At 69.2% G+C, this 13,368-nt stretch carries 11 protein-coding genes; 6 read left to right on the top strand and 5 right to left on the bottom strand.

Translation table 11 applies throughout. The features are described 5' to 3' along the window. Positions 1-8: 8 nt before the first annotated feature. Complete coding sequence (locus tag OP79_RS10255; RefSeq protein ID WP_033319752.1) at positions 9-1,382, bottom strand: phosphoinositide-specific phospholipase C-related protein; 1,374 nt, start codon at positions 1,380-1,382, stop codon at positions 9-11. 116 nt (positions 1,383-1,498) lie between these two features. Here OP79_RS10255 and OP79_RS58245 point away from each other — a divergent pair, with 116 nt between their 5' ends. Together OP79_RS58245 and OP79_RS10250 are read left to right on the top strand one after the other, a co-directional pair. After that, positions 1,499-1,825 carry a hypothetical protein gene (locus OP79_RS58245; protein ID WP_078491702.1) on the top strand — a complete coding sequence of 109 codons (327 nt, stop codon included), beginning with the start codon at positions 1,499-1,501 and terminating at the stop codon, positions 1,823-1,825. Further along, positions 1,822-2,667, top strand: coding sequence for an aldo/keto reductase (locus OP79_RS10250; protein WP_033319751.1), 846 nt, complete (start codon positions 1,822-1,824; stop codon positions 2,665-2,667). The genes OP79_RS58245 and OP79_RS10250 overlap by 4 nt, the downstream gene beginning before the upstream one ends. Positions 2,668-2,689: 22 nt before the next feature. On the opposite strand, the gene OP79_RS10245 is transcribed toward OP79_RS10250, so the two are convergent. Genes OP79_RS10245 through OP79_RS10235 form a run of 3 tightly spaced genes read right to left on the bottom strand, consistent with a single transcriptional unit; the run spans position 2,690 to position 4,757 of the window. After that, positions 2,690-3,028, bottom strand: a complete 339-nt coding sequence (locus OP79_RS10245) for a VOC family protein (protein WP_033319750.1) — start codon at positions 3,026-3,028, stop codon at positions 2,690-2,692. A 20-nt stretch (positions 3,029-3,048) separates the two neighbouring features. Beyond that, a complete protein-coding gene (locus tag OP79_RS10240; RefSeq protein WP_033319749.1) occupies positions 3,049-3,783 on the bottom strand; it encodes a response regulator transcription factor in 735 nt (244 codons plus the stop codon). Beyond that, positions 3,780-4,757, bottom strand: a complete 978-nt coding sequence (locus OP79_RS10235; RefSeq protein ID WP_245685267.1) for a sensor histidine kinase — start codon at positions 4,755-4,757, stop codon at positions 3,780-3,782. Before OP79_RS10235 ends, OP79_RS10240 begins: the two co-directional genes overlap by 4 nt. A gap of 148 nt (positions 4,758-4,905) precedes the next feature. On the opposite strand from OP79_RS10235, the gene OP79_RS10230 reads away from it, so the two are divergent. Continuing rightward, a complete protein-coding gene (locus OP79_RS10230) occupies positions 4,906-5,664 on the top strand; it encodes an ABC transporter ATP-binding protein (RefSeq protein ID WP_051744571.1) in 759 nt (252 codons plus the stop codon). Then, positions 5,661-7,979, top strand: coding sequence for an ABC transporter permease (locus OP79_RS10225; RefSeq protein ID WP_033319747.1), 2,319 nt, complete (start codon positions 5,661-5,663; stop codon positions 7,977-7,979). The genes OP79_RS10230 and OP79_RS10225 overlap by 4 nt, the downstream gene beginning before the upstream one ends. Positions 7,980-8,503: 524 nt before the next feature. Here OP79_RS10225 and OP79_RS10220 read toward each other — a convergent pair. Next, positions 8,504-9,976, bottom strand: a complete 1,473-nt coding sequence (locus tag OP79_RS10220) for a glycoside hydrolase (protein ID WP_033319746.1) — start codon at positions 9,974-9,976, stop codon at positions 8,504-8,506. A gap of 191 nt (positions 9,977-10,167) precedes the next feature. Here OP79_RS10220 and OP79_RS10215 point away from each other — a divergent pair, with 191 nt between their 5' ends. Then, positions 10,168-12,180 carry a GDSL-type esterase/lipase family protein gene (locus OP79_RS10215; protein ID WP_033319745.1) on the top strand — a complete coding sequence of 671 codons (2,013 nt, stop codon included), beginning with the start codon at positions 10,168-10,170 and terminating at the stop codon, positions 12,178-12,180. Positions 12,181-12,321: 141 nt separating this feature from the next. Then, entirely contained in the window at positions 12,322-13,347 is a 1,026-nt protein-coding gene (locus OP79_RS10210; RefSeq protein ID WP_033319744.1) for a TerC family protein, read from the top strand. Positions 13,348-13,368 lie beyond the last annotated feature (21 nt).

Raw genomic sequence — 13,368 nt, 5'->3', positions numbered from 1 at the left:
TACGTGACTCAGTAGGTGTACGTGTTCAAGGTGGCCACCGCCGACGACGGCGAGCCGAGGTCATAGCGGTCCACCGCGAGGAAGTTGGGCTTCTTGCGGGCGGCCGGCTGGCAGAAGCGCTGGGCGCGGTCGGTGAGTTTGGTGTTGTCGATGGTGGCCGTGCCCGCGATCGGGACGTCGCGGAAGTGGTTCATCACGAAGAGCGGGCGGAAGGGCGGCTCGGTGCGGGTCAGCGGGATATTGGTGTTGGCGTCGTACCAGCGGCTGTGGCAGGACCAGTCGGAGGTGCCGATGCCGGATCCCATGGACCAGTAGTTCTCGACCGTCCACTCCCGCTGGTACATCACGCCGAAGCTGTCACGGGTGAGCCCCGCGGCCTGGTCGGCGGAGCGGCTGTGGTCGCTGAAGATGAGCAGGCGGTCGTTGTCGGCGATCAGGTCCGCCATCCGCGGCCAGCCGCTGGTGCGTACGCCGGTCCGGTCCGGGCGGTAGAGGACATCGGACAGACCGTTGACGCGGGCCAGTTCACTGCGCAGGACGCCCGGGTCCACGTAGTCCTCAAGGAATACGGTGATGAACTGGGTCGGATTCTGTTTCAGGAAGTCCACCATGCGCTGGAGGTCGACCCACAGCGCGACCGGGCTGCTGACGAGCGTGCAGCTGTTGTGGCACAGGATCGCGCCGTCCGGGGTCTGGTGGACGTCCATCATGAACCCGCGTACGCCGTCGGTGAGTTGCTGGTCGATGCCGCGGGTCTGGTTCGGCACGAGGTTCACGAAGGGTGGGGCGAAGCCGCCGTCGACGCCGTTCGCGTACGCGTTGTGGGAGGTGAGGAACGTGACCTGGTCCAGGGTGCGTTGGTCCGGCGACGGCATCGGCGCGGTCGGTGACGTCACCGGAGTGAGGTACCAGTTGGCCAGGGCGCCCGCCGGGCCCGCGGCCAGCTGGGCGGGGTAGTTGGCCCCGGAGGGCTTGGCGGCGACGGTCAAGTAACGCTCGGCGCCGGGGACTTTGAGCGCGTACTGGTCGGCGCCGTTCGCTCTCACCTCCCACGCGGCTTCGGCGCTCGCGCAGGCCACGGTTCTGGCCTGGTCCCCGGAACGGCCCAGACAACTGCCCGCCGTGTCGATGCTCTCCAGCACGTACGAGGCGCCGCTCGGCCGGAGCGTCCACTGCTGACGGTCCTCGTTGCCCCTGGGGTTGCGCTGGACGACCGCTCCCCCGCTGTCGGCCGCGTTCAGTCCCGTGGTCGCGCTCTGTACGTAGTAGGCGCCGACGCCCGGCACCTCCGCGGCGGGGGCGGGCGAGGGTGCGACGAAGACGGTGGCCAGCGCCGCGCCCGCGGCGGTGACGGCGAGCAGGGGGCGACGGTTCCGGGACATGGGGGGTCCTTTCCGCTGCACGAGGGTGCGGCCGCATACCGGTCAATTCCGGTACACGGCCGCACAGTTGGCGATCGGGTACGACAACGCTGTGATCCTCGGCGGTACGGCCCGTCATGGTGCCGTATCCGGTCGGCGTGTGCCAGAGGTTCGGCCTGTCCCATGGACCGCACCCGTTCAACCGAACGGCCGAACCCGGAGCCGGCTATCAGAAGGCGTACGGCTGGGGCTGGGGCGCGAAGTTCGCCGCGCAGCAGCCGCAGTTCGCCCGTGGCTCGCACACGCCGAATGTCGCGGTCACAAGCCGGCAGAAGACCATCGGGGTCGGCACGTCGGGCAGCCTGACCACGCCGCTGACCGCAGCCGCGTCGACTGAACCGCCCGTACGACCAACTCCGCTGTTAACGTTGTCACTTGAGCGAGGAGGCGTAGACAGCAGTTGACATCGACCACGTTTCGCATCGGCGGGGATCTGAACGTACGGCGGCTCGGGTTCGGGGCCATGCACTTGCCGACCGAGCCCGCCCCGGACCGTGAGAACGCCCTCGCGGTCGCCCGGCGAGCCGTCGAGCTGGGCGTCACACTGATCGACACGGCCCATCTGTACGGCGGGGGCGCCAACGAGGAACTCCTCGCCGAGGCCCTGCATCCCTACCCTGAGGGATTGCTCGTCACCACCAAGGTCGGTGTCGCGCGATCCGCCGAGACGGGCGAGTGGGGGCTCGATGCGAGGCCCTCCGTACTGCGCGCTCAGGTCGACGAGGCCCTCCGCCGGCTGCGCGTCGAGCGGCTCGAACTGCTCCAGCTGCACCGCATCGACCCGGAGACACCCTTGGCCGACCAGCTCGGCACGCTGCGCGAACTCCAGGCCAAGGGCAAGATCGGCCACATCGGACTGTCCGAGGTCACCCTCGCCGAACTCGAACGGGCACGGGAGATCATCGAGGTCGTGAGCGTGCAGAACCGCTATAACGTGCTCGACCGCGAGCACGAGCCGGTGCTCGCGGCCTGTGAGGCGGCGGAGATCGCGTTCCTGCCGTGGCGGCCCGTCGCGTGGGGTACGTCAGGCGAGCGAGCCGAGATCGCCGCCGTGGCGACCGAGCTCGACGCCAGCCCCACGCAGGTGGCGCTCGCGTGGCTGCTCGGCCACTCACCGGCCATCCTCCCGATCCCGGGCACCGCCCGGATCGACCACCTGGAGGAGAACCTCGCGGCGGAACACCTCCAGCTGCCCTCGTCCCACCGCGACCGCCTCGACCAACTGACCGAGCAGGCAACGGCGTAGGCCCACGGCAGCCAAGCCCTGGCTAGGAAGGGGCTCCCCCGAAGCCGATCTCGTTGCCGTCGGGGTCGCGGTACAGCGCCTTGCGTACGCCGTTGGAGTAGGTTTCCCGCTTCACGGGCTCGATGCCGCGCTCGGCGATCTGTGCGACGCGGGTGTCGAAATCTTCGACGAAGATCGTCTGGATGCCGTGTCCGGCGTGCTCGGCGTTCCGCTCGATGGCCACAAACCGGTGCTCGGCGAGTTCCCAGACGGCTTCCGTGTCGGATGCGATGTAGGTCGGCTCCCCCAGCAGTCGCGCGTACCAGTCTTTCGCGGCCTCGTAGTCGCGGACGTACATTCCGGCGAACAAGTCGAGTGACATCCGGTCATGCTAAGCGCCTGTCAAGCGCCCGGCGACACGAGCCCGGTCTCATAGGCGAGGACGACGGCCTGGGCACGGTCGCGGAGGGCGAGCTTGGCGAAGATGCGAGCGACGTGGGATTTCACGGTGGCTTCGCTGAGGGTCAGCTCGGCGGCCAGTTCGGCGTTGGAGAGCCCGCGGCCCAGGAGGGTGAGGACTTCGAGTTCCCTGGGAGTCAGGGCGGCGAGGTCGCGGTGCGGGGCCGCCGGTTCGCTGCTTCGGCACTCATCGTCGCCGTCGGCACCGCGCCTATGTTCGCCTCCGGCACTGCATCCATGTTCGCCTCCGGCAAAACGCTCGACGAGGCGCCGCGTGATCGAAGGGGCGAGCAGGGCGTCGCCCGTGTTGACGAGGCGTACGGCGGCGGCGAGGTGCTCGGGGGTGACGTCCTTCAGCAGGAAGCCGCTCGCGCCCAGGGCCAGAGCCTCGTACACGTAACGGTCGAGGTCGAAGGTAGTGAGCATCAACACCCGGCACTCCGGGGCCTGTTGCAGGATGAGCCGAGCCGCCTCCAGGCCGTCCATGTTGGGCATCCGGATGTCCATGAGGACGACGTCCGGCCGCAGTTCGCGTGCCGCCGCCACCGCCTCGGCTCCGTCGGCCGCCTCGCCGACGACTTCGATGCCACGAGTCGTCAGGATGAGCCGGAATCCTGTACGAATCAGGGTCTGATCGTCGGCGACGAGGACCCGCGGAGCACGCTCGACGGCGCTCATGGGCGGTCCAGCGGGATACGCGCCCGCACCCGGTAGCCCCCGCCGAGGCGACGTCGCGCATCCAACTCGCCCCCGTACACCGCGACCCGCTCACGCAGCCCCAACAGCCCTCGCCCCGTACCGTCCCCACGCCCGACCGACCCGGTCCGCGGCGGCGCGGACCCGCCGACGCCCGCTTTGCCGATCCGCCTGTCCGTGCCACCGGCGCCCGAACGTCCGGTCTTCTCGCCCGGCCGTGCCCCAGTCAGCACACTGGGCCCACTGTTCAGTACCTCCACCCGGAGGGAGTGGTCGGCATAGCGTACGGTCACTTCGGCCTCTCCGCCGTCGCCGTGTTTGAGGGCGTTCGTCAGGGCCTCCTGGACGATTCGGTACGCGGTGACGTCGATTCCGTTGGGCAGGGGGCGGGGCTCGCCGGAGATGCGTACCTCTACGGGGAGCCCGGCGAAGGCGATCCGGTCGACCAGCCGGCTCAGCGCGCTCAGGCCGGGCTGGGGCGCCAGGCCCGGGCCGGCCGCCACGACGTCACCGTCCCAGCCGACCCAGCCGTCCTCGTCGTCGCGCACCCCGTCGCCGCTCTCCTCGTCCTCGCCGCTCTGCGACGGTGCCAACACGCCCAGCAGGTGCCGCAGTTCGGTCATCGTGGAGCGGCCCGCGTCCTCGACGGCCCTGATCGCCGCCTCGGCCTCGTCGGGCATGGTCTTCAGTACGTCGCGGGCGGCCCCGGCCTGCACCACCATGAGGCTGACGTTGTGACTGACGATGTCGTGCAACTCGCGGGCGATACGGTCCCGTTCGGACCGTACGGCACCGCGGGCCGCGCTCTGCCGCTCCCGCTCGAGCAGCCAGCCCTGTTCCTCCACGGCTCTGCGGTACCGGCGCCGCGCCCGCAGGAACGCCACACCCAGCCACGCGGCGGCGACACACGCCACCACCAGCGCCGCGACAAGCCGGCCCACCCCCGACGACCACACACGCTCACCTTCGCAGAGCGGCCCGCGATGCGCATCATCCTCCGGATGCAGGCGCCTGCATCCCTGGGACGAGACGAGCCGAAAGAGGCCGGGGTTTGCCATCCGGGGACGGATGTCCTGGCGGGCTCGCCGCCTTACCGTCCTGTTCATGGTCACAGGAGAGAGCACGGGCACGGGAGAGGTCGTCGTACGGCTGGACGGCGTGCGCAAGGAGTACGGCGAGACGGCGGCGCTGGACGGCGTATCGCTGGAGATCCGGGCCGGGGAGGCGGTCGCGGTGATGGGGCCGTCGGGCTGCGGCAAGTCGACGCTGCTCAACATGATCGCGGGGCTCGACCGTCCGACATCCGGTGCGGTCCTCGTGCACGGCGAGGACGTGGGGAGGCTCGGCGAGAAGGCGCTGGCGCTGTACCGGCGCCGCCGGATCGGCATGATCTTCCAGTTCTTCAACCTCATCGACGACCTGTCGGCCCTCGACAACGTCGCGCTGGCCGCCCAGCTGACCGGAACCCCGGCCGCACAGGCCCGCAGGCGCGCACTGGAACTGTTCGACGAACTCGGCATCGCCGACCGGAAGAACGCGTATCCCGCGGTACTCAGCGGCGGCGAACGCCAGCGCGTCGGCGTCGCCCGCGCCCTGATCAACCGACCCGCCCTGCTGCTGGCCGATGAGCCGACCGGCGCGTTGGACAGCCGGGCCGGCGAGCAGGTGATGGATCTGCTGCTCGACCTCAACCAGATAGGCCAGACACTGCTGTTGGTCACGCACGACGAGCGCCTCGCGCAACGCTGCGCGAGTCGGCTGGTCGAGCTGGCGGATGGCCGCGTGGTCGGGGAGCACACCCTGGACGAGAACGACGAAAAGACCGCTGCACACGACGCGAAGCCCCTGGGACGGACCGCGTGAGCGCCGTGTGGCGGGCCGCGCGTGGGGCCGTACGCCGTCGCAGGCTGCAGACGTTCGTCATCGGCCTGGTCGTCCTGATGTCCACGGGGACGATCGTCGTCGCGCTGGGCCTGGTGGACGCCGCCTCCGCCCCCTTCGACCGCGCCTTCGGCAAGCAGCGCGGCGCCCACGCCGTCGCCACGTTCGACCCCGGCAAGGCCTCGGACGCCCAACTCGCGCGCGCGGCCCGCCAGCCGGGCGTCGAGGCCTCCGCGGGTCCCTTCCGGCAGGCCGTGCTGGACCTGCCGCGCACGACCGCCCAGTCGTTCGGCCTGGACTCCGGCCTCGCGGTCGTCGGCCGTGCGGGGCCGGGCGGTCCGGTGGACCGCCTGGACCTCTGGGCCGGCCGCTGGGCCACCCGCCCCGGTGAGATCGTCCTGAACCGCAGCCCGGGCTGGGGGACGAAGGCACTGGGCAAGCAACTCAAGGTGCCCGGTGGACCAAGTCTCACCATCGTGGGGTACGCCTTCACCCTGAGCCGGTCGGCCGACGCCTGGGTCGCGCCCGGTCAGATCGCGAGCCTGCGTCCAGCCGCCACGCAGATGCTCTTCCGGTTCGAGGAGTCCTCGACGGAAGGAGGGATCCGCTCGGGCTTGTCCGCCGTCACCGCCGGCCTGCCGCCGGACTCACTGACCGCCTCGCAGTCGTATCTCACCGTCAAACAGCAGATCGGCAGTTCGGCCCGGGCCTACGCCCCGTACCTGATGGCCTTCGGCATCCTGGGGGTCCTGGTGGCGGTGCTGATCGTCGGCAACGTGGTGAGCGGCGCGGTCATCTCCGGCTTCCGGCACATCGGGATACTCAAGGCCATCGGCTTCACACCCGGCCAAGTGGTCGGCGTCTACCTCGCGATGGTGTCCGTCCCGGCGGTCGTCGGGTGCGTATTCGGCACCGTCATCGGCAATGTCCTGGCCCGGCCCCTGCTGGAGTTCGCCTTCACGGGTCCCGACGCGGGCGTGCTGCGCGACAGCGTCGGTGGCGTCCCGACCTGGGTGAACGCCGTCGCTCTGCTGGGCCTGCCGTCCGTCGTCGTTCTCGCCGCGCTCATTCCCGCGTTGCGCGCGCACCGGATGTCAGCGGCGCGGGCGATCAGCGCGGGCAGCGCGCAGCGCACCGGGCGCGCGTTGCGGATCCAGCGCCGACTGGCGGGCAGCGGACTGCCGCGCTCGGTCAGCCTGGGCCTGGGGCTGCCGTTCGCCCGCCCGGGCCGCAGCGCGCTCACACTCGTGGCCGTGGTCCTCGGGGTGACCACCGTGACGTTCGCGACGGGCCTGGCCACGACGATGACCCGGTTCGGGAGTGTGGGCGAAGACGCCTACCAAGTCGTGGTGTACACCGGCAGCTTCAAGGACGGCCGGGCAATCGATCCGGAGCATGGGGACCGGGAACTCGAGTCACTCCTGCGCTCCCTGCCCGGCGCGCGCGAGGTAACCGCCCGGGGGTACGTCGACGCGCGCGCCGCCGGGTACCCGCGAGGGGTGGATGTCGAAGGCCGGCGGGGGGACCGGCCCGCCATGGGCGACGTACTCGTCGAGGGACGGTGGATGCGCGACACGGACGAGATCGTCGCCCCGACGCCGTTCCTGCGCGAGCGCGGCCTGGAGGTCGGCGACAGCATTCTCCTGGAGAAAGGCGACCGTCGGGAACGCGTGACGGTCGTCGGCGAGGCATTCGGCGGCAACGCCCGTAATGTGTATGCGAGTTGGGTAACGATGACCGCGCTGGCGCCGCAAGAGGAAGCCATCGCCTATCACGTCAAGCTCGCTCAAGGCACGGACACGGACGCCTACATGTCCGCGGCTCGGGCCGCCGATGCCGGGGTCAGCCTGACGGCGAACGGCCCGAACGCCGTGACCCAGACCATCATCAGCTCGGCGTCGATCCTCACCCTCATGCTGGCCGCGGTCGCGTCCCTCGGCGTCTTCAACACGGTCGTGCTCAACACCCGCGAGCGCCGCCGCGACCTGGGGATGCTCAAGTCCATCGGCATGACGCCGCGTCAGGTGACGGTGATGATGGTGTCCTCGATGGCGGCGCTGGGCGTGGCCGGCGGCTTGCTCGGCATCCCCCTCGGCATCGCCGGTCACCACTTGATCGTCCCGGAGATGGCCGAAGCGGCGGACCTCGCCCTCCCCGCGTACATGACGGACGTCTGGCAGCCCCTCTCCCTCACCGCCCTGACCTTCGCGGGCCTCACGATCACCAGCCTGGGCGCCTTCGTCCCGTCCCGCAGGGCGGCCCGGCTCACGATCGCGGAGGTACTCCACAACGAGTGACGCAGAGAGGAGGACGCGGATCGCGATGGCGCACGGCGACCGGCCCGCGACACGGTGAACGGCGGCAGGAAGCTGTCCCGGTCCACGTCGGCGGCAGACCGCCCCGGGCGGGGGAAAGCCCGCATTCCGGTCTCGGCACCGGCTGCCCACCCTGGCCGCACGTGGCGAGCCCGGCCGTCACAGTTCACTCCGGCACCACCTGCTGCTGCGCCCGTACGCGGCGACTGCGTAGCCGTGAGCTTCGAGCGCGAGGAATACGAGAAAAATCTTGTTTTGGGGGGTTCCATATGCTATGGACCGCGCTAAACTGAAAGTGCCTACGGGACGAGCGAGGGAGTTCGACCGGAGTAGCCGACTTCGGCGGAAAGCTTCGGCTTCCGCTCGGGCCGACTGCGACTGTCGGGCTGAGAGGCTGAAAAGTCGAGCAAGTGGACTGGACGGCGACCCCTAGAACCTGATCCGGACAATGCCGGCGCAGGGAGCCCGTCTCGTAGGTCTTTTGTGTGCCCTGCGCCGGCAGCACCTCACACCGCCACGCCATCCACCTGAAGTGTCTGCACCGCACCCGCCCCGAACGGCACCCGCAGCAGCTTGCCGCTGAGGTACGTGTCCGCGCGTTCCGTGTAGAGGTCGCCGCCGCCTGCGGTGGCCGTGTTCCAGCGGCGGACCAGGCCGCCCGTGCCGCCGGTCACCGTGCCGAAGCGGGAGAGGTCGAAGGTCAGGGTCTGGGCCGCGCCCGTGTTGACGGCCACGATGACCAGGCGTCGGGCCGCCGCGTCCAGGGCGGCCACCGCGTAGCCGACGCCCGTGTCGAGGATCGTCATGCCGGGGCGGATGTGGCGGCTGAACTGGGCCATCACGTAGTACTTGGTCTGGACGGCGCCGGCCTGGAGCGTGTTCTCGTCGTAGTGGATCATCGCCCAGCCGGCGGACGGGTCCATCACCTGCCAGTAGCACCAGGCCGTGGGGTGCAGCCAGCGGAAGTCCAGGCACAGGTTGCTCGCCATGGTGAGGCCGGTGCCGTCGCTGTCGCCGTACTCGGAGTTCCACAGCTGCTTGCGCGCCGTGGTGACGACGTCGGTGTAGAGGAGGTCGCGTCGGCCGCCGGAGCCCTGATAGCCGTGCACATTGAAGCGGTTGACCAGCCCCTTGGTCGACGAGCTGAACGAGTTCCACGTCGTACGTGCCAGGTCGTAGCTGGTCTCGTCGGAGGCCGAGATCCGCGTACCGGTCAGTCCGCGCTTGTCGAGTTCGCTCCGCAGGTGCGGCAGGACGGCCGACTGGACGGTGGCGTCCATGTGGCAGCCCTCCTGCCGTCCGGTGGCCGTCCACCAGTTGGACGAGGGCTCGTTGAACGGGTCGACGGTCGCGAAGTTCACGCCCCAGTTGTTCTTCGCGTACAGGGCGGTGGCGGCCAGGTGGGAGGCGTGCTGGCGGTAGTTCCAGGACTGGAGGTTGTTGCCGCCGTCGGCGGCGCCCGAGGGGTTGTGGTTGAGGCACATCCACCACATCGGGGAGTTGGCGAACAGCTCACTGACCGCGCCACGGCTGGTCGCCTTGACGAGCGCGGCGCGCTGGGCGGCGTCCGCGGACCACTTCCAGGCGGAGGACGCCGGGTCCTCGTTGTTCCAGTCCTGCCAGAAGCCCTCGATCTGCTTGAAGCGGGGGATGTTGGGCGAGGCCACCATGCTGTCGCCCTCCACGCTGTTCCAGCTGCACGCGCCGAGGTTGTAGCGGGCGATGTTCAGGCCCAGACCCGGCAGCGTACGGCCGTTGTAGGCGACGGACTTGGTGGTGAAGAAGGCATCGGCGAAGTCGTCGCGTGCCCCGAACACGTTCGCCCACCAGGCAAGGGAGGTGCCCCAGCCGTCCCAACGTCCGTACGTCGTACCGGGGTTGACCGCGATGGTCGCGTCGGCCCGTGCGGTGCCCGTCGCCAGGGCACTGCCGAGGAACGTACCGCCCGCCGCAGCCAGTACCGCCCTGCGTCTGATCATGGGGAGCTCCCTCTGTCGCGCTCATGCCACGCGTCAGCTGAAGGATGAGCCGCAGCCGTAGGGCTTGTCGAGAGCTATGACAGCGCTTTCTATTGGGTCCGTCGAATCCCTTGACGCTCATCCGTTTCATTGCTTCTCTCGAAAAGCTGCTACTGGGAGCGCTCCCAGCCCTTCGGTTGAAAGGGAACTCCGTGCAGACCACCCCCCACCCGCGCGCACTGTGCCGCCGAGCCAGACGCGCGCTGCAAGCCGTCCTCACTGTCGCTCTCGTCGCCTGCCTGCTGTCCTGGGCGGGCAGTGGCTCCCCCGCGGGGGCCGCTCCGGGCGACGGCTCGGTGTCCGATCCCAACATCGTCTATGTCGGGCGCTGGGACACCAGCTCCGGCACCGCGGCCACCCCCCATTGGAGCGGCGCCTACCTGCAGACGTCCTTCACCGGCACGACGGTGCGGGTCAAGGCACGGGACGCGGTCAACTTCTACGTCAGCATCGACGGCAAGCCGGACGTCTTCCACGCCGGCGTACGAGGAACCGTGAACCTCACTCCCCAGCCGCTGCCCGCGGGCACCCACACCCTGCGTATCTCCTACCGCTCCGGCGACACCGTCTTCCAGGGCCTGGTACTGGACTCCGGCGCACGCACCGTCGCTCCGGCCACGCCGTCCGGGCTGATCGAGTTCGTCGGCGACTCCATCACCGCGGGCGCCCTCACCGACCGGCTCGCAGTCGACTCGTACGCCTGGAAGACCGGCGAGCAGCTGAAGATGCGGCACACCCGGATCGCCCGCGCCGGCTACTGCCTCGTCGCCCAGTCCGGGTGCACCGGTCTGAGCGGCCAGTTCTTCAGGACGGGCAGCACCGGCAGCCAGAACTGGGACTTCTCGCGTTACGAAGCGAGCGCCGTGGTCATCAACCTCGGCACCAACGACATCGGGCACGGCGTGACCGGCGCCGCGTTCCAGTCGGCGTACACCACGTTCCTGCGGGACATCCGCGCCAAGTACCCGAACGCGGCCCTGTTCGCGGTGCAGACACTCAAGAAGCGGTACGTCACCGAGACCAGGGCCGCCGTCAGCGCCCGCAACAACTCCGGTGACGCCAAGGTGCATTACGTCGACACCACGGGCTGGCTCAGCGACGGCGCCGACTACGAGGACGGCAACGGGCACCCCAGCGAGGCGGGTCACAGCAAGTTCGCCAGTCGCCTCGCACCGGCCATCAGCTCCCGGCTGGGCACCGCCACGGCCAGTCCCGTGAGAGCGGCGGCTCCCGGCCAGCCCGGCGACCCGAACATCAAGTTCGTCGGACGCTGGGACACGCAGAGCTCGAGCACCCTCTACACCCCGTACTGGGCGGGCGCGTACTACCGGGTCGGCTTCACCGGCAGGACCGTGCAGCTGAAGCAGCGGAACACGATCGACTTCTGGGCACGGATCGACGACGGGCCCGTGAAGTTCTACGACGACGTCAAGGGGACGGTGAACCTGACTCCGTCGGCGTTGTCCGCCGGGAACCACACCCTCCAGGTCAACTACCAGGTGGTCGCGGGCTCTTACCGCGGCGACGCCGTGTTCCAGGGGCTGGTCCTCGACAGCGGGGCGACGACCTTCGCACCGCCGGCGCCGGGCAAGCTGATCGAGTTCGTCGGCGACTCGATCACCGTGGGCACGACGTCATCGCAGAACGCCCGTACCGCGTATGGCTGGTTGATCGGGGAACGGCTCGATGCCGAGCACACACAGATCGCCCAGGGCGGCGCCTGTCTGGTCGCCGCGGCGGACGGATGCGTGGGCCTGGAGCGGCAGTTCACCAAGCTCAATCCCAACGCGTCGACGCCCGACTGGGATTTCGGCCGCTACCGGGCGGACGCGGTCGTCATCAACCTCGGCACCAATGACGCGGGCCACGGGGTGAGCACCGCGCAGTTCCAGTCGGCGTACAGCAGCCTGCTACGCAAGGTCCGTGCCGCCTATCCGCAGGCCTGGATCTTCGCACTGGAGACGTTCCGCGGACGGTTCGTCCCGCAGACCGAGGCGGCCGTGAAGGCGGCTGTCGACGGCGGCGACCTGCGGGTCTCCTTCGTCGATACGACGGGCTGGCTGGGCTCGGGCGACCTCACGGACTCGGTCCATCCCAACGACCAGGGGCATCGCGCGATCGCCGACAGGCTCACACCGGTCATCGCGGCCAGAATCGGCGGCTGACCACCGAAGCAGGACCAGAACAGGACAAAGAGTCCCAGGTCACAGCGATGCGCCACCCGTTCCGAAGGATCAGCGGGGCGTTGCCAAAACGCCCCGCTGATGAGAATGATTCTCACGAGCAATCCTCCGGAGGAACGAACCGTGAATGTCACTCTCAATATCTGGTTGCTGACCGTCGCAGCCCTGTGTGTGCTCATCGCCGTGGACTTCTTCATCGGGCGCAAGCCGCATGAGGTGTCCATCAAGGAGGCCGGCATCTGGTCGGCCGTGTGGATAGCCCTGGCCGTGATCTTCGGGCTCGGCGTGGCGGTGTTCGGCGGCGGTCAGCCGGCCGGTGAGTTCTTCGCGGGATTCATCACCGAGAAGTCGCTCAGCGTCGACAATCTCTTCGTCTTCGTGCTGATCATGGCGAAGTTCTCGGTACCGGCCAAGTACCAGCAGCGGGTGCTGATGGTCGGTGTGCTGGTGGCGCTGGTGCTGCGGACGATCTTCATCGCGGCCGGCGCGGCGATCATCTCGACCTTCTCCTGGGTCTTCTACATCTTCGGCGCCTTCCTGATCTGGACCGCCTGGAAGCTCGTCCAGGACGCCCGCCACGACCAGCACGAGGAGGAGTACGAGGAGAACAAGCTGCTCAAGGCCGTCGAGAAGCGCTTCGGCGTCGCCGACCGCTATCACGGCACGAAGCTGTTCATCGTGGAGAACGGCAAGCGCGTGATGACCCCGATGATGGTGGTCATGCTGGCGATCGGCTCCACGGACGTACTGTTCGCGCTGGACTCGATCCCCGCGATCTACGGTCTGACCGAGGACCCGTACATCGTCTTCACCGCCAACGCCTTCGCGCTGATGGGCCTGCGCCAGCTGTACTTCCTCATCGGCGGCCTGCTCAAGAGGCTGGTCCACCTCAGCTACGGCCTGTCGATCATCCTCGGCTTCATCGGCGTGAAGCTGGTGCTGCACGCGCTGCACGAGTCCGGCGTCCACGTGCCTGAGATCTCCATCCCCTTCTCGCTCGGCTTCATCGTCCTGGTCCTCGCCGTGACGACGGTGACCAGCCTGCGCGCCTCGAAGAAGCAGGTGCTCGCGGAGGAGGCAGCGGCGGCAGAGCGGAAGGCGGACGGCTCCGGGTCCGGGTCCGCGAGTCAGCCGGACCGCACTGCCTGATCCGGTGACGCCCCGGACCGC

The organism is Streptomyces yerevanensis (assembly GCF_000716805.1).
Classification (GTDB): Bacteria; Actinomycetota; Actinomycetes; order Streptomycetales; family Streptomycetaceae; genus Streptomyces; species Streptomyces flaveus.
The sequence above is the reverse complement of the archived record's forward strand: the minus strand, read 5'-3'. Positions and strand labels throughout refer to the sequence as shown.